19 protein-coding genes are annotated in these 16,586 nt (G+C 64.2%); 2 read left to right on the top strand and 17 right to left on the bottom strand.

The window, feature by feature from the left end:
- Nucleotides 1-11 precede the first annotated feature (11 nt).
- From AACH00_RS01700 to AACH00_RS01625, 16 genes are all read right to left on the bottom strand, one after another.
- Nucleotides 12-380 (bottom strand): DUF4845 domain-containing protein, encoded by a 369-nt coding sequence (locus AACH00_RS01700; RefSeq protein ID WP_341397206.1) that lies wholly within the window; start codon nt 378-380, stop codon nt 12-14.
- 35 nt (nt 381-415) lie between these two features.
- Nucleotides 416-1,384 carry a signal peptidase I gene (gene lepB, locus AACH00_RS01695; RefSeq protein ID WP_341397205.1) on the bottom strand — a complete coding sequence of 323 codons (969 nt, stop codon included), beginning with the start codon at nt 1,382-1,384 and terminating at the stop codon, nt 416-418.
- 7 nt (nt 1,385-1,391) lie between these two features.
- Nucleotides 1,392-3,200 (bottom strand): translation elongation factor 4, encoded by a 1,809-nt coding sequence (gene lepA, locus AACH00_RS01690; RefSeq protein WP_341397204.1) that lies wholly within the window; start codon nt 3,198-3,200, stop codon nt 1,392-1,394.
- Nucleotides 3,201-3,850: 650 nt separating this feature from the next.
- Entirely contained in the window at nt 3,851-5,317 is a 1,467-nt protein-coding gene (locus AACH00_RS01685) for a DegQ family serine endoprotease (protein WP_341397203.1), read from the bottom strand.
- Between the two features lie 86 nt (nt 5,318-5,403).
- A complete protein-coding gene (locus AACH00_RS01680) occupies nt 5,404-6,486 on the bottom strand; it encodes a MucB/RseB C-terminal domain-containing protein (RefSeq protein ID WP_341397202.1) in 1,083 nt (360 codons plus the stop codon).
- 14 nt (nt 6,487-6,500) lie between these two features.
- Nucleotides 6,501-7,109 carry a sigma-E factor negative regulatory protein gene (locus tag AACH00_RS01675; RefSeq protein ID WP_341397201.1) on the bottom strand — a complete coding sequence of 203 codons (609 nt, stop codon included), beginning with the start codon at nt 7,107-7,109 and terminating at the stop codon, nt 6,501-6,503.
- 33 nt (nt 7,110-7,142) lie between these two features.
- Nucleotides 7,143-7,754 (bottom strand): RNA polymerase sigma factor RpoE, encoded by a 612-nt coding sequence (rpoE, locus tag AACH00_RS01670; RefSeq protein WP_341397200.1) that lies wholly within the window; start codon nt 7,752-7,754, stop codon nt 7,143-7,145.
- On the bottom strand, nt 7,751-8,209 hold the full coding sequence (locus tag AACH00_RS01665; protein ID WP_341397199.1) for a hypothetical protein: 459 nt from the start codon (nt 8,207-8,209) through the stop codon (nt 7,751-7,753). The genes rpoE and AACH00_RS01665 overlap by 4 nt, the downstream gene beginning before the upstream one ends.
- A 94-nt stretch (nt 8,210-8,303) precedes the next feature.
- Nucleotides 8,304-9,548, bottom strand: coding sequence for a beta-ketoacyl-ACP synthase II (gene fabF / locus AACH00_RS01660; RefSeq protein ID WP_341397198.1), 1,245 nt, complete (start codon nt 9,546-9,548; stop codon nt 8,304-8,306).
- Between the two features lie 35 nt (nt 9,549-9,583).
- Nucleotides 9,584-9,823 carry an acyl carrier protein gene (gene acpP, locus AACH00_RS01655; protein WP_341397197.1) on the bottom strand — a complete coding sequence of 80 codons (240 nt, stop codon included), beginning with the start codon at nt 9,821-9,823 and terminating at the stop codon, nt 9,584-9,586.
- Nucleotides 9,824-9,901: 78 nt separating this feature from the next.
- Nucleotides 9,902-10,654 (bottom strand): 3-oxoacyl-ACP reductase FabG, encoded by a 753-nt coding sequence (gene fabG / locus AACH00_RS01650; protein WP_341397196.1) that lies wholly within the window; start codon nt 10,652-10,654, stop codon nt 9,902-9,904.
- Entirely contained in the window at nt 10,651-11,589 is a 939-nt protein-coding gene (gene fabD / locus AACH00_RS01645) for an ACP S-malonyltransferase (protein ID WP_341397195.1), read from the bottom strand. The genes fabG and fabD overlap by 4 nt, the downstream gene beginning before the upstream one ends.
- Nucleotides 11,590-11,628: 39 nt before the next feature.
- Nucleotides 11,629-12,612: a beta-ketoacyl-ACP synthase III gene (locus AACH00_RS01640; protein ID WP_341397466.1), complete on the bottom strand. Its 984-nt coding sequence runs from the start codon at nt 12,610-12,612 to the stop codon at nt 11,629-11,631.
- An 18-nt stretch (nt 12,613-12,630) separates the two neighbouring features.
- The gene (plsX, locus tag AACH00_RS01635) at nt 12,631-13,698 is read right to left on the bottom strand and encodes a phosphate acyltransferase PlsX (RefSeq protein WP_341397194.1); all 1,068 of its coding nucleotides are present in this window, start codon (nt 13,696-13,698) and stop codon (nt 12,631-12,633) included.
- A 212-nt stretch (nt 13,699-13,910) separates the two neighbouring features.
- Entirely contained in the window at nt 13,911-14,093 is a 183-nt protein-coding gene (rpmF, locus tag AACH00_RS01630; RefSeq protein WP_341397193.1) for a 50S ribosomal protein L32, read from the bottom strand.
- 226 nt (nt 14,094-14,319) lie between these two features.
- Entirely contained in the window at nt 14,320-14,856 is a 537-nt protein-coding gene (locus AACH00_RS01625) for a YceD family protein (protein ID WP_341397192.1), read from the bottom strand.
- 68 nt (nt 14,857-14,924) lie between these two features.
- Between AACH00_RS01625 and AACH00_RS01620 the strand changes: the two genes are divergently transcribed.
- Nucleotides 14,925-15,527, top strand: coding sequence for a Maf family nucleotide pyrophosphatase (locus AACH00_RS01620; RefSeq protein WP_341397191.1), 603 nt, complete (start codon nt 14,925-14,927; stop codon nt 15,525-15,527).
- The gene (locus AACH00_RS01615; protein ID WP_341397190.1) at nt 15,524-16,288 is read left to right on the top strand and encodes an SAM-dependent methyltransferase; all 765 of its coding nucleotides are present in this window, start codon (nt 15,524-15,526) and stop codon (nt 16,286-16,288) included. The genes AACH00_RS01620 and AACH00_RS01615 overlap by 4 nt, the downstream gene beginning before the upstream one ends.
- Here AACH00_RS01615 and AACH00_RS01610 read toward each other — a convergent pair.
- A complete protein-coding gene (locus AACH00_RS01610; protein ID WP_341397189.1) occupies nt 16,252-16,569 on the bottom strand; it encodes a VanZ family protein in 318 nt (105 codons plus the stop codon). The two genes, AACH00_RS01615 and AACH00_RS01610, sit on opposite strands and share 37 nt — an antisense overlap.
- Nucleotides 16,570-16,586: the final 17 nt, after the last annotated feature.

Here is a 16,586-nt window from a genome sequence, read left to right as displayed (position 1 = left end):
GCCGGCCAGATTCAGCGTGAACCGCCGCGGTACTTGATCAGGAGGTAGACCGGCGGAAACAGGTCGACTTCCTTCTCGTAGGCAAAGCGCACACGGAACTTGTCGCCCACGGCCTCGATCTCGAGGTCGCTGCCGTTCAAGGTGGTGATGGCGTATTCAACGTCGCGCTGGCGATCAAATGCACGGCGGATTTCGGGCACCGACGACGGGTTCTCGGCCATGATCTTGTCGATCGACTTCTGCACCGTAAGGTACTCGTTCACGGTCGGGAAGATGCGCATGATCATGAGCGCGGCGAACGCCACCGCGACAGCGGTGAACAGCAGCCCGAACATCGAGAGGCCGCGTTGTGCGTGGTGTGCCGGAGACCGAACGATCATGACTTTCCCTTTCCGTGAATCGCGTGAGAGTGCACTCAGTGGAACCCGCCGATACGGCCCGGGTTGCTGAAGTTCATCCAGACGAAGAAGGCCTTGCCGACCAGATTCTTGTCAGGAACAAAACCCCAGTATCGCGAATCTTCCGAATTGTCCCGGTTGTCGCCCATCACGAAATAGTGACCGGCTGGAACCTTGCACACAACACCCTCGATAGTGTGGCGGCATTGATCCTTGAAGGGGAACGGATAGGTCTGGGCCGGGTTGAAAGGCAACGGCGTCGGGAAGCGCTGGATGCGGTGATCGATCTCGCCGAGCTTCTCGTTGAAGCGCGCCATGTAGCGCATGCTCTCGTCGTCGTAATCATCGCCAGCCGGGGTGGTGGGCACCGGCACACCGTTGATGCGCAACTGCTGGTTCAGGTACGACACCTCGTCGCCCGGCAGGCCGACCACACGCTTGATGTAGTCCATGCGCTGATCGATCGGGTAGCGGAACACCACAACGTCGCCACGCGCCGGCTCATGGTTCGGGATGACCTTGATGTTCAGCACGGGCAGGCGAACGCCATAGTGAAACTTGTTCACAAGGATCAGGTCGCCGATCTGCAGCGTCGGGATCATCGAGCCGGACGGAATCTTGAACGGCTCGAACAGGAACGAGCGCATCACGAACACGATGATGATCACCGGGAACAGGCCGGCGGTCCAATCGAGCCACCAGGGCTGCATCAGCAGCTTCTCGCGGGCTTCCGTGATGTCGCCATCGACCTTCTCGATGCCCAGCTTCGCCAGCTCAGCCCGACGCTGTGCGTCCTGCTGCTCAAGGTTGCGGGCGGCCGCCTCACGGGCAGGCGCGAAGCGGAAACGCTCGGCCAGCCAGTACAGCAGCGTGACGAAGGAGAGGATGAAGAGCAGCAACGAGAAGTTGCCGATCCAGGCATTCATGTACCAACCGCCAAGATAGACGATCAGGGCGCCGTACAGGGCGGCGGTGAGTGCGCTCATAAAGGGTTCAATCGTCCACTTGAAGAATTGCCAGGAACGCTTCCTGAGGCACCTCGACCGAGCCGATCTGCTTCATGCGCTTCTTGCCGGCCTTCTGCTTCTCGAGCAGCTTGCGTTTACGGGAGATGTCACCGCCATAACATTTTGCCAGCACGTTCTTGCGCAGGGCCTTGATGTTCTCGCGGGCAATGATGTTGGCGCCGATGGCCGCCTGGATTGCCACGTCGTACATCTGACGCGGGATCTGCTCACGCATCTTGGCGGCCACGGCACGGCCACGGTACTGGCTCTGCGCACGGTGCACGATGATCGACAGGGCGTCCACGCGGTCGCCATTGATCATCAGGTCGACCTTGACCACGTCGGACGCGCGGTACTCCTTGAACTCGTAGTCCATGGAGGCATAACCGCGCGACACGCTCTTGAGCTTGTCGAAGAAGTCGAGCACGATTTCAGCCAGCGGCATCTCGTACGTCAGCATCACCTGACGGCCGTGATAGGCCATGTTCAGCTGCACGCCGCGCTTCTGGTTGGCCAGCGTCATCACGGTGCCGACATAGTCCTGCGGCATGTAGAGATGCACGGTGACGATGGGCTCGCGGATCTCGTTGATGCGGCCCAGCTCAGGCATCTTCGAGGGGTTCTCGACCTGGATGATTTCGCCGCCGTTCAGCTCCACCTCGTACACCACGCTCGGTGCGGTGGTGATCAGGTCCTGGTCGAACTCGCGCTCCAGTCGCTCCTGCACGATTTCCATGTGCAGCAAACCGAGGAAGCCGCAGCGGAAGCCGAAGCCCAGCGCCTGGGACACTTCTGGCTCGTAGCGCAGCGAGCTGTCGTTGAGCTTGAGCTTCTCGAGCGCATCACGCAGCTGGTCGTACTCGCTGGCTTCGGTCGGATACAGACCCGCAAACACCTGCGGCTGGATTTCCTTGAAGCCAGGCAGTGCTTCGGTGGCCGGGCCGGCGTTGTTGGGCAGCTTCTTTTCGAGGGTGATGGTGTCACCCACCTTGGCAGCCTGCAGCTCCTTGATGCCGGCGATGATGAAACCCACCTCACCCGCCTTCAGAGATTCGCGGCTTTCGCTCTTCGGCGTGAACACGCCCAGGTGCTCGGCCGGGTAGATGGCGTTGGTGGCCATCATGCGGATGCGCTCACCCTTCTTCAGCTCGCCATCGACCACGCGGACCAGCATCACCACGCCGACGTAGTTGTCGAACCAGGCGTCGATGATCATCGCGCGCGGCGGGGCATCGGGGTCGCCCTTCGGGGCCGGCATGCGCTCGATCACGGCTTCGAGGATTTCATCGATGCCCATGCCGGTCTTGGCCGAGCACGGAATGCCGTCGGTGGCATCAATGCCGATGACGTCTTCGATTTCTTCCTTGGCGCGCTCGGGGTCTGCCTGCGGCAGGTCCATCTTGTTGAGCACCGCCACCACCTCGACGCCCAGGTCGAGCGCTGTGTAGCAGTTCGCCACCGTCTGCGCTTCCACGCCCTGGCTGGCGTCCACCACCAGCAGCGCGCCTTCGCAGGCCGACAGGGACCGGCTGACCTCATACGAGAAGTCCACGTGTCCAGGGGTGTCGATCAGGTTGAGGTTGTAGATCCGACCGTTGCGGGCCTTGTATTGCAAGGCGGCCGTCTGGGCCTTGATGGTGATGCCGCGCTCGCGTTCGATGTCCATCGAATCGAGCACCTGCGCTTCCATTTCACGGTCGCTCAGGCCACCGCAGCGCTGGATGATGCGGTCAGCCAGGGTGCTTTTGCCGTGGTCAATGTGGGCAATGATCGAGAAATTGCGAATGTGGTCCATGCGGTTCGGAAACAGTGCGGTGCGCTGCCGTTGCAGTGCGATCGCGAGCGGCGTTGAGCCTGGCCTTGTCAGCGCCCTGGCAGCCCGTGAACGGACGGACGACGGCCTTGCGGCCTGGGGCTGAAGCGTCTGACAAGCCGCTCATGGCACCCGGATGCGCCTCGGGGCACCACCGGTTGAAGGAGCGGATCGCAGTTAAAAAAAAGGCACGTCCAAGAGGAGACGCGCCTTCCAACAAAACGTTTGGCAACTGCATGTTGGGCTTTCATTGTAGCCAAAACACGCTTTGCGCATGCAGCCTCCTGGCGCGGTGGAGGGTCGTTGCAGGGTGCCAACAGGCATTGTTGTCCACAAGTTATCAACAATTCGACTGCGTCTGCGCGGCCAACCTGCAAGCACCGTCGCACTGTGCGCCCAAGACATTGGAAATGCTTGGCGGAAGGCTGTCATTGTATCGCCAGCACATCACAATCAGGTCATTCGGCCAAACAAGTAAGCAGTCACCAACACCTAATTTCTTCTCGCCAGGCACCTGGGCGAACAGCCCCGAGGCCAAAACCGGGGCCAACTATCCCACCATGCAAAAAGACCCGCTGAAATAGTCAGTCAGCGGGTCTTGCGGGCACGCGCCGGCCAACGGCGCGGCCGCCTTACTTGGCGGGTTGCAGGACCAGGTAATCCACCCAATCGCCGCGGCGAACCAGCATGGTCACCCGGCGGCTCTTGTCGACCTTGGCCACCACCGCGTTGAACTGCTTCACGTCGGCGATGTCGCTGTTGTCGATGGCCAGGATGACATCACCCGCCTTCAACCCGGCACGCGCAGCGGGGCCGTCTGCGGTTTCCACGCGCACGCCACCCTTGATGCGCAATTCGCGCTTCTGGGCCTCGGACAGCTCCGCCACCGTCAGGCCCAGCACGCTGCGCGCTGCGGTGGATGCCGGGGCGTCGGCCTTGGCTGCGGCGGCCACCTTGGCATCGGGCTCCAGTTCGGCCACCACGACCACCACGTCGCGGTAGTTGCCCTTGCGGAAAATCTGCAGCGTGGCCTTCGCGCCGGGCTTCACGGCACCAATCGCGCGTTGCAGGTCGCCGGGCTTCTCCACCACGCGGCCATCCACCTTGGTGACGATGTCACCCGCCTCCAGGCCCGCCTTCTCGGCCGGGCTGCCCGCTTCGATGCCGCGCAGCAAGGCACCGGTCACCTTGCCCAAACCGATGCTGTCCGCCACTTCCTTTGTGACGGCGTCGATGCGGACACCGATGCGGCCGCGAATCACCCGCCCGCTGGCGCGCAGTTGGTCTGCAACACGCACAGCCTCATCGATCGGAATGGCGAACGAGATGCCGGCATAACCGCCGGAGGGGCTGTAGATCTGGGAGTTGATGCCCACGACCTCGCCGCGCATGTTCAGCAGCGGGCCACCCGAGTTGCCCGGATTGATGGCCACGTCGGTCTGGATGAAGGGCAGGAAGTCACCGGTGTCGCGCTGCTTGGCGCTGACGATGCCCGCAGTGACGGTGTTGTCGAGGCCGAACGGCGAGCCGATCGCCATGACCCACTCCCCCACCTTCAGGCGACTAACATCGCCCACCTTGACGGCCGGCAGCCCCGTGGCATCGATCTTGACGACGGCCACATCGGTGCGCTTGTCAGCACCAATCACGCGGGCCTTGAACTCCCGCTTGTCAGTCAGCGTGACGATCAGCTCATCCGCTCCGTCAACCACGTGGGCGTTGGTCATGATCAGGCCGTCAGCGGTCAGCACGAAGCCCGAGCCAACACCGCGGCGCTGGGGCGCATCGTCGTCCCCGCCGTTGTTGCCACCTCGTGGCGTGCGCCCGCCTGGCACTGGAATGCCGAAGCGCTTGAAGAACTCTTCGAGGCCGGGGTCGATCTGGCTGTTGCCAGCGGCCGGCTTGGCTTTTTCAGAGGTGCGGATGTTGACCACCGACGGACCGGCCTGTTCCACCAGCTCGGTGAAATCAGGCAGGCCACGAACCTGGGCAGTGGCCGGGGCGTGCGGCAAGGCCGTCAGCAAGACGCCGGCACTCATCATCGCCACCAGGGCGCCGCGGCGCAGATTCAATGCACTCGTGAGCGCAGGGAACTTCATGAAAACTCCTTCTCGTTGGCCGTGTGCATTCGCAACCGTGTCAGGCAGACGCCAGCCACTGATCACCGACGAACAACTCGACGAGATCAGCGCTTGCGCTGCTCCAGCGCGGCTACGAAGCGCTTCAAGGTCTCCGGTGGCACGTCGCCGAGGGCTGTGAGCCACACGTCATCGCGCCGGACACTGAAGGTGTGCGTGGCGCCCACCACCGAAGTACCTTCGGCTTGGTGTCGCTGCGGAGAAAAAGGTTCGATGAACAGTGACACGTGGGTCAGGCCGTCCGAATAAATGACCTGCAGGACCACGGGGGCGCCGGCTTGCCCGGCCGGGTCGAGCGAGCGCTTGGCGCACTGCATTTCCCGGAAGCCCGCGGGCACGGCTCCCATCTGCCAGCCCTCGGCAGCGAGCGAGCTAGGCGCCATCTGCGGGCGCAGCACCTTGTAGCCGTCCAGCTTGCGCAGCGGGCCAGTCACGAGCTCCGGCTGGGGCTTCACGTTGATGCTGAGTTCGGTGAAAGCCGCCGACTCGAGTGTCTGCCCGTTGGCACCCACCGTGTCTGAGCGCAGCAGCAGGCCCGTCTGGCGATCGGCCCACAGGCGCTGGCTGAAACGCAGGTTGTCTTTCGCCTTCAGCAGCACCACGTCGGCGTCACGACCTGCCACACGGTCGACGCCGAGCACACGCAGCTCATACAGCTCCAGCACGCGGCGCTCACCAGCGGAAAGCAGCGCCGGGAAGGTAGCGCGAGCATCCCGTTGTTCAACCACCGCAACCTTGGCGCGCGGCCACACCGTGTGCACGGTGTCGTTGTGGCGCAGGAGGCTGCGAGGCTCGCCGTCCATCGCTTCCACACGTTCGTACTGCTGATTCGCCTCGCAGTAGTGCGCGACCCGTGATGCCGACATCGACGCGCTGTTGGAGAACACCAGCGTGCCCTGGTAGTTGCGTGTCGAGGCAGCTTCATGCGTGCGCATGAGCCAGGCGCGCGCGTCCAGCGGTGCCTCGGGCGTCGAAGCACCCGGATTCTGGGTTTGGGTCTGTGCTTGAACCAGTCCGGCCGATGCCGACAAGGCGACGCAAGCCGCCTGCAGCAGCAAAGGCTGCCAGCGCAGGCGCGCACCTAGACGCAGCGAGCGCCCCAGATGCGCGAGCGCACGTGACGTGGTCATGCCGGGCAGTGGCATCAGCGGCCGTCCGGTGTCACCGCAACTTGCCGCAGGGCGCCTGGCGAGGCCAGCGCAGCGCCTTGGGCGAACTGACGGTGGGCGCTCAGGTAACGATCCAGTTCGGCGTTGCGGACGATCTGAACCGACGACGCTGCAGGCGCCGTGGCCGCCGTGCCTGCCTGGGCCATCACATCACCGGTGGGCGTCGGGTCGCCCAAGCGCAGCACCATTGCGACACCGGCCACGGCCATGCACGCGGCACCCACCGCGGCCGGACGGGACCAGCGGCGCTGGTTATCGCCCACAGCCGCAGGCATCGGCACTGCTGCCACCGCAGGCTGCTCGGCGCTCTTGGACGCCGGCATGGGGGCGAAGACCACGGGCTCGTCGGCCAGGCGGCCACGAAGACGTTGCAGAAACGCACTGTCGTGATCGGCCGGGCTGGCCAGATCATCAGAACGCAGCACGTCACCGATCAGGGCATAGGTGTGCCAGTCGGCCCGCAACTCGGGCTCAGCCGCCCATTCACGCGTGAGCGCAGCCAGCGCAGCGGCATCCAGCTCGCCATCGTGCAAGGCAGAGAGGTCCTGCAGCAGGCGCTCCGGGGTTCTTGACGGCTCAGACATGGTCACTCCAGAAGTTCGGCACGGAAAGGTGGCTCACCAGCGCTCTCCATCACGGGTATCCAACAAAGGGCGCAACTTCACTGCGATCGCCTCTCGGGCCCGAAAGATCCGTGAGCGCACGGTGCCAATCGGGCAATTCATCACATCCGAAATCTCTTCATAGCTCAGGCCCTCGATTTCCCGAAGGGTGATGGCCTGACGCAGATCTTCCGACAACGCGTTGATCGCCGCATTCACGGTTGCAGCAATTTCCTTGCTCGCGAGCAAGGCTTCCGGCGTTGCGGTGTCGGTTGGTTCCTTTCCGGGACGAGAAGTTTCGTCGTCGTCGTCGGAACTTGCAAAGGCCGCCTCGGTGATCAGCGGATCACGCTTGAGATCCATCAAGGCCTTCTTCGCCGTGTTCACCGCGATGCGGTAGAGCCAGGTGTAGAAGGCACTGTCGCCGCGGAACTGCGGCAGGGCACGGTAGGCCCGGATGAAGGTTTCCTGGGCAATGTCCTGCACGAGGTCGGTGTCTCGCACCATCCGGCCGATCAGGCGCTCGATGCGGCGCTGGTACTTGATGACCAGCATTTCGAACGCCTTCTGGTCACCCAGCTTCACGCGCTCGACCAGCGCGGCATCTGCGTCAGGCTGCTGGATCATCGGGCGGGTTGGCCGGTGAAAGGCTGTCGGGCATGCAGGGCGACGCGCAGGGCATGCCATGCAGCCAGGTGGCCCGGCTTCGACGACAAGGCGATGCAGCGCAGCGACTTTGTATCGTCCGCACGCCAACTCAACAGCAGATGCTGCCCGAGATCGAGCAGCAGTTCGGGTGTGCCGCGTTCTGCGGTGACTTCAGCTGCGGTTTTTGTTGCGGCTTCAAGGACAGGAGCCCCGTCAACTCGGGTGTGCAACAACTGCCAGGCGCCCTCGCTCCAGCGCAGCACCGGCGAGGTGGCCTCTTGATTTTCACGACCAGCAACAGCGCGCCAGAATGAACGACAGGCCGGCCACATGGCAAGCACACACAGCAGCGCCAGGATGATCCACGGCCATTGCGCTTCAGCAGCCAGCAACTGGCCGCTCCACAGCAGCACATTGAGCAGCGCCACGATCACGGCACCCAAGGCCAGCCCGTGAAAGACGCTGAACGCGCTCACAGGGTAGCTGGCTGGGGGTGCAACGCGCATGCGGCGCGGCAGGCGCTGGGAATCAGACCCGACGGAACACCAGGGTTCCGTTGGTGCCACCGAAGCCGAAGTTGTTCTTCACGGCGATGTCGATCTTCATGTCCCGCGCCGTGTTGGCGCAGTAATCCAGATCGCACTCGGGATCTTGATTGAAGATGTTGATCGTCGGAGGCGAGACCTGGTTCTTCAGGGCCAGCACCGAGAACACCGACTCGACGCCACCGGCGCCGCCCAGGAGATGGCCGGTCATCGACTTGGTCGAATTGACCACCAGCTGCTTGGCGTGATCACCGAACGCCAGCTTGATGGCGTTGGTTTCGTTCAGGTCACCCAGCGGGGTCGACGTGCCGTGGGCGTTCAGGTACTGCACCTGGTCCGCGTTGATGCCGGCATTGCGCAGGGCCGCCTTCATCGAACGCTTCGGGCCGTCCACGTTAGGCGCGGTCATGTGGTACGCATCGGCACCCATGCCGAAGCCGATCAGCTCGGCGTAGATCTTCGCGCCGCGCTTCTTGGCGTGTTCGTATTCTTCGAGGACCAGCACACCGGCGCCTTCGCCGAGGACAAAACCGTCGCGGTCCTTGTCCCACGGCCGCGACGCGGTGGCGGGGTCTTCGTTGCGGGTCGACAGGGCCCGGGCAGAGGCAAAGCCACCCACCCCGAGCATCGACACCGTGGCTTCAGCGCCGCCGGCGATCATCACGTCGGCGTCGCCATACTCGATCATGCGGCCAGCTTCACCGATGCAATGCAGACCGGTGGTGCAGGCAGTGACAATGGCCATGTTCGGGCCCTTGAAACCGTAGCGGATCGAGATGTGTCCGGAGATCATGTTGATGATCGACGCGGGCACAAAGAATGGGGAAATCCGCCGCGGACCGCGTTCAACCACGGTACGTGCGGTGGATTCGATTTCGGGCAGCCCCCCGATGCCTGAACCAACCATGCAGCCGATACGCTCGGCTTGCTCTTCGGTCAGGGCATCGCCTGTTGGCAGACCCGCATCCTGAACAGCCTGGACCGCAGCGGCCAGACCGAAATGGATGAAAGTATCCATCGCCTTGGCTTCCTTGCCGGGGATGTACTCCTCGACCTTGAAGTCCTTGACCTCGCCGGCAAACTGGCAGGTCAACGCCGAAGCGTCGAACCTGGTGATGGCGCCAATGCCGGAACGTCCTGCAAGCAGGTTGTTCCAGCCTTCGGTGACCGTGTTGCCAACAGGGCTGATCAGCCCCAGGCCGGTGATGACTACTCGACGACGGGTCATGCGTTCAGTATGGATCGTTACTGCCCAATGGGCGTTCAGGCCTTGGCGTGGCCCTTGGCGTAGTCGATTGCCAACTGCACCGTGGTGATCTTCTCGGCTTCTTCGTCCGGAATTTCGATGCCGAATTCGTCTTCCAGGGCCATCACCAATTCAACGGTGTCCAGGGAATCGGCACCCAGATCAGCCACGAAGGCCTTTTCGTTGGTGACGTCGGCTTCGGGAACGCCCAGTTGCTCGGCAATGATCTTCTTGACGCGTGCTTCGATATCGCTCATGACTCCTCCAGGAGGGATTGCGTAAAACGGGCCGGATTCTACGCTGGCAACATGCCAGCACTTTTTCCGGCCATGGGATCAGTTCATGAACATGCCGCCATTGACGTGCAGCTCGGAACCGGTGATGTAGCCCGCTTCGGGCGAGGCTAGGAAGACCACCGCATGGGCGATCTCCCCGGGCTGCCCGAGTCGCTGCAGCGGAATCTGCTGAAGCAACGCGGCCTTTTGGGCCTCGGGCAGTGTTTCGGTCATGTCGGTGGCGATGAAGCCGGGGGCGACACAATTGACAGTGATGTTGCGGCTGCCCAGCTCACGCGCCAGGGCGCGGGTCATGCCCGCCACGCCGGCCTTGGCGGCAGCATAGTTGGCCTGGCCTGGGTTGCCGGAGGCACCGACCACGGACGTGATGTTGATGATGCGGCCATAACGCTGCTTCATCATCGGACGCATCACGGCACGAGACATGCGGAAGACGGCCTTCAGATTGGTGTCGAGCACCGCATCCCAGTCGTCATCCTTCATGCGCATGGCCAGAGTGTCGCGGGTGATGCCGGCGTTGTTCACCAGCACGTGCAGTGCACCGTGCTCCTTGACGATGGCCTCGATGGCCGCGTCCACGCCAGCAGCGTCATTGACGTTCAGGGTCAAGCCTTTGCTGCCAGGGTAGGCGGCCAGCGCTTCGGTGATGGACGCGGCGCCAGCATCACTGGTGGCCGTGCCGATGACCTTGTAGCCTTGAGCGGCCAGCCCCAATGCGATCGAACGGCCGATGCCGCGCGAGGCACCAGTGACCAATGCGATCTGTGCGGGGGTGCTGCTTGCTTCGCTCATGCGAGGATTCCTTTGACTTCGGCCAGCGAGGCCGGATCGAAAATGGTGGCGCTGACAGCTTCCGCGTCGATGCGCTTGACCATGCCGGCAAGCACCTTGCCCGGGCCACACTCGATGATGTGGGTCAGGCCACGGGCACGCAAGGCCTGTACCACCTCCACCCAACGGACCGGGCCGAACGCCTGACGATACAGCGCATCGCGGATGGCGTCTGGTTCATTCGCCACGGACACGTCGATGTTGTTGACCACCGGAATGACGGGTGCCGACAGTTGAATTTGTGCAAGGCGCACCTTCAGCCGCTCGGCAGCCGGCTTCATCAGGCTGGAGTGGAACGGGGCCGACACCGGCAGCAGCAACGCGCGCTTGGCGCCCTTGGCCTTGAGCAGCTCGCAGCCCTTGTCCACGCCGGCCTTCGTGCCTGCAATGACGGTCTGCTTGGGATCATTGAAATTGACCGCCTCGACGGCCTCGCCCGAGGCTGCAGCGGCTTCCAGGCAGGTCGCGCGCACGGCGTCGGCATCCAGGCCGAGAATGGCGGCCATGGCGCCCACGCCGACCGGCACAGCTTCCTGCATGGCTTGCGCGCGCAGACGAACCAGCGGCAGCGCGTCGGCGAGGCTCAACGAACCGGCAGCCACGAGGGCCGTGTATTCACCGAGGGAGTGCCCTGCCACCGCCGCCGGCGTCAGGCCCGTTTCGGCCAGCCAGGCGCGGTAGCAGGCAATGCCCGCCGTCAGCATCACGGGCTGGGTGTTGGTGGTCAGGTCGAGCTGATCCTTCGGGCCCTGCTTGATCAGGGCTGTCAGGTCTTCACCGAGGGCAGCGGACGCTTCAGCCAGCGTGTCGCGCACGGCCGGGTGGTCGCCCCAGGCGTCGAGCATGCCAACGGCTTGCGAGCCCTGGCCAGGAAATACAAATGCAAATGCCGTCATGGTCAATGTCTTTCGATGCGCGCGGTAAGGGACGGTGGCTCAGAGATCGAGCAGCACGGCGCCCCAGGTGAAACCACCGCCAACACCTTCGAGCATGACGGTGTCGCCGCGCTGGATCTGGCCGCCACGGACCGCATGGTCCAGGGCCAGCGGGATGGAGGCCGCGGAGGTGTTGCCGTGTTGGTCCACGGTCACCACCACACGCTCGGCCGGCAACTTCAGCTTGCGGGCTGTCCCCTGCATGATGCGGATGTTGGCCTGGTGAGGCACCAGCCAGTCGATGTCGGCCGGGGTACGGCCAGCGGCGTCGAGCACTTCGCGGGCCACTTCATCGAGCACGCCCACGGCCAGCTTGAACACGGCCTGGCCGTCCATCTTGAGCAGAGGCAGGCCGATCACCTCGCCGCCAGACACATGACCGGGCACGCACAGGATGTCGCGGTGGCGGCCATCGGCATGCAGCTTGGTCGCCAGGATGCCCGGCTCATCGGAAGCTTCGAGCACCACGGCGCCCGCGCCATCGCCGAACAGCACGCAGGTGGTGCGGTCGTTGAAATCGAGGATGCGGGAGAAAACTTCAGCGCCGATCACCAGTGCCTTGGTGGCCGAGCCAGCGCGGATCATCGCGTCAGCGACCGTCAGCGCGTAGACGAAACCGGAGCACACCGCCTGAACGTCAAAGGCCGGGCAGCCGGCGATGCCAAGCTTGTGCTGCACCATCGTTGCGGTCGACGGGAACACCATGTCGGGCGTGGAGGTCGCAACGATGATCAGATCGATGGCGCCGGGCTCGCAGCCTGCCGCCGCCAAGGCCTGTCGGGCGGCTTCGGTCCCCAGGTCACTCGACGTGACATCGGGCGCAGCGAAGTGCCGGGCACGGATGCCCGTGCGCTCGACGATCCATTCGTCAGACGTCTCAAGGCCGCGCTCGGCCAACTGGGCAGCCAGTTCAGCGTTGGTCACACGGCGCTCGGGCAGCTTGCTGCCGGTGCCGGTGATGCGGGAGTAACGAGGATGGGACAAACGCAAGCTTCGAAAAATTCAGGCAGCGGGCCTGACCGGCACATCGCCCGGGTTGGCGGGCATCGCCTGCAGGGTTTCCACGATGCGGTCGTGCACCTGGTCCAACAAGCGGTTGCGGGCGGCATCATAAGCCCGAGCCAGCGCCCGGCCGAACGAATACGCATCTGCCGAACCGTGGCTCTTGAACACCAGGCCCTGCAGTCCGAGCAGCGCCGCGCCGTTGTACCCGCGCGGGTCCACACGTGCGCGGAAGCGCTTCAAAACAGGCATCGCAATGATCGCCGCGAGCTTCGTCCACCACGTCCGGGTGAACTCTTCCCGGATGAATCGGCTCATGGTCGATGCCAGACCTTCGGTGGTTTTCAAAGCGACATTGCCGACGAAGCCGTCACATACGACCACGTCGACAGTACCCTTGAAGATGTCATTGCCCTCGACATTGCCGAAGTAATTGAGGTGCCCGTCAGCACCGGCAGAGCGCAGCAGATCGCCCGCCCGCTTGATCACTTCACTGCCCTTGATGACCTCGGATCCGATGTTCAGCAGGCCCACGGAGGGCTCGGATTTGCCGTCGATGGCCGACACCAAGGCACTGCCCATGACGGCAAATTGCAACAGATGCTCGGCCGTGCAGTCGACGTTGGCACCCAAATCGAGCATGGTCGTGAACTCACCGTGCTCATTCGGGATGACGGATGCAATGGCTGGGCGATCAATGCCCTCCAGCGTCTTGAGCAGGTAGCGGGCCAGCGCCATCAGCGCACCGGTGTTGCCGGCCGAGACGCACACGTCCGCCAAGGCGGGGCTGGTGGCGGTTGCCTTCAGTTTGGAGATGGCCACCCGCATGGACGAATCCTTCTTGCGGCGCAGTGCAATCTCGACAGGGTCGTCCATGGCCACGATTTCCGTGGTGGCGACGATCGTGCAACGCGGCCAGCTGGCTGCAGGCGCCAACGCGTCAGCCATGCCCACCAGCAGCAAGTCGACGTCAGGATGGCTGTCCAGGAAAGCCCGGCAGGCAGGCAGCGTGATGGACGGGCCATGGTCGCCCCCCATGCAATCGACGGCGATTCGCACGCGATCCATGGGCTTCAGAGGTGTGGAATGTGACACGGCGATGAGCTAGATCTTCAGCCAGACAAATTGGCGCACGCCAGCGAAAACGCCCGCGGACACCGACCGGATTCCAGTCGACATGCGCGGGGCGATTTTTGTGCAGACCCGGACCATGAACATGGCACCGGGATTGGCGGCGTGTACAGGGCAGGCATCAAGCCACCCCGATCACGAGCCAGAGATCAGGCGTCCGCCTTGGTCTTCAGCACCTTGCGACCACGGTAGAAACCGGTCGGGCTGATGTGGTGACGCAGGTGGATTTCACCGGTGGTCGGCTCGATGCCGGTACCCGGGGTCACCAGCGCGTTGTGCGAACGGTGCATGCCACGCTTGGAGGGCGACTTCTTGTTTTGCTGAACGGCCATGGAATTCTCCTGGGACGCCGGGGTCCCGGCGAATAAACAGTGTGTGGGCGGCTAGGCCACCCATGCACCTTGAAACTGACAAAGCCCGAGGTGTGCGGCTGCAGGTTTTGGCTTGCACGCTCGGCCACTGCATTCACTGCAGCCGCAAGCTTCGAGCCAAACCCAGGCACACCCGGAAAAGCCCGCTAGTATAACACGGGCCAGCCGCTTGAGGAAATAGCCGAGTTCAGCGCTTCTTCAAAGCCGCCAGGGCCGCGAACGGATTCGGCTTGTCGTCTTCCACCGGCAAGTCGTCTTCCGGCACCGGCAGCGGTTCGGGGCACACCTCGTGGCGCGGGACCAGCGGCAGCGCCAGCAGCAACTCGTCCTCGGTCAGCTCGCGCAGGTCCATCACCCGCTCAAGCACCAGCACGTCGTCCTCCATCTCGGCATCCAGCACCTCGGCCTGCGCTTCGTCACGCACCAAGCGGATCCAGCGATCGACCTCGACGGGCTCCATCACGGCACCCAGGCACCGCTGGCAGCACAGCGCCACCAACGAGGTGGCTTGCAGGTGCAGCCACAACTCGGGCTCACCGCCGGTCACGGGGCGGTACTCGGCGGACAACTGCCAGTCGACGGCATCAGGCGCCTGGCCAGTGGCCATGGCCGATTCATGCAGGCGCTGCAATTCAGCCAGCGGCCATTGGCCCGTCAGCAGCACACCGGAGGCTGCCAGCGAGGCCACATCGGCGCGGCAGGGGTCTATGGATCTCGGATTCATGCGGCAAGTGTACGAGCCCGCCACCTGGCCGGCACGCACCACGCTGCCGGCGATGGGACAATTGGGGGATGAGTTCTCGCCCGACCCTGATCCTTGGCTCCACGTCGCGCTATCGCCGCGAACTGCTGGAGCGCCTTCGCCTGCCCTTCATCACCGTCTCGCCCCAAGTGGACGAAACCCCGCTGTCCGGCGAGGCACCCGCCGCCCTCGCCTGCCGTCTGGCACTGGCCAAAGCCCAAGCCGTGGCCGAGCAGCACCCGGGCGCGATCGTCATCGGCTCTGATCAGGTAGCCGACGTGGACGGAGAGCCCATCGGCAAGCCCGGCACCCATGAGCGCGCCGTGACGCAGCTGCAGCGCATGAGTGGCCGCACGATCACCTTCCAGACCGCAGTGGCCGTGGTGCGCGGCGACACCCAGTTCGCGCAGACATTGCTGGCACCCGTGCATGTGCGCTTTCGCACCCTGAGCGATGCGGAGATAGAGTTCTACTTGCGCACTGAAGAGCCTTACGACTGCGCCGGCAGTGCCAAGTGCGAAACGCTGGGCATCACGCTGCTGGACGCCATCGATTCCGATGACCCGACGGCCCTGATCGGACTTCCGCTGATCCGCACCAGCCAGTTGCTGCGCGCGGCCGGACTGAACCCGCTCGAAGGGGCGGCGCCTTGAGCACGGCCCGAGGCAAGCTGGTGCTGGTGCCCAATGCGCTGGACCTGGGCACGCAGCCGGAGCCCATCGAGCAGGTGTTGAGCCATGGCGTGCTGGCACGCGCGGCGGGCCTGCAGCACTGGGCCGTCGAAAACGCCAAATCAACCCGCGCCTTTCTGAAGCGCGTGGATGCCGTGACGCCCTTGAGCCAGCCGCTGCAAAGCCTGGATGTGAAGGAGTTGCCACGGCCGCGCAAGGGTGCCGGGGACACCACCGACCCGCGCGATTGGCAAGCACTGCTGGCACCGGCCCTGGCCGGCCACGACGTGGGTTTGCTGTCTGAAGCTGGCCTGCCCGCCGTGGCAGACCCCGGCGCCACGTTGGTGGCAGCGGCACACGCGGCCGGCATCATCGTCGAGCCGCTGCCAGGCGCCAGCTCACTGACCCTGGCGTTGGCGGCGAGCGGGCTCAACGGCCAGCGATTCGCGTTCGAGGGTTACCTGCCCCAGCAGGCCGACCTGCGGGCACAGCGTGTACGCGAGCTGGAAACCCGCTCACGCCGCGAAGGCCAGACGCAATTGGTGATCGAGACGCCCTACCGCAACACGGCGCTTTTCCAGGCCCTGGTGCAGATCCTGAGTCCGGGCACGCAACTCAGCGTGGCCTGCGGACTGACCTCACCGGGAGGCTGGTGCAAGACCCAGCGCGTCGAGCGCTGGCGCACTGCGCCGGTGAATCTGCCGGATCAGTTGCCGGCCGTGTTCATGTGGCTGGCGTCCTGAGGGAAGCGCAGGAGCCAGGCGCCGATGGCAACGCCGACGGCATCGGCAACCCAATCAAGCACCGAGGCTTCGCGCCAGGTCGTGAAGGATTGCGCCACCTCGATGCCGGCCCCAAAAACCAGCAACACGGCCACGAGACGCCACGGCGTCAAGCGAGGCACCCGTGAACCAAGCGCCCACAACGCGATGAATGCCGAGGCGTGACGAAGCTTGTCGGCCTGCGGGAACCAATCCGTTCCACCGCCGCCAGGCAGCAGCGCCAGCACCAGGATGCCCATCATCGCCGCCACAAACGCGG

It is taken from the genome of Ideonella margarita (assembly GCF_038066635.1).
Taxonomy (GTDB): Bacteria; Pseudomonadota; Gammaproteobacteria; order Burkholderiales; family Burkholderiaceae_C; genus Ideonella; species Ideonella margarita.
Note: the sequence above shows the minus strand (reverse complement) of the source record. Positions and strands in the feature narration are given on the sequence as shown.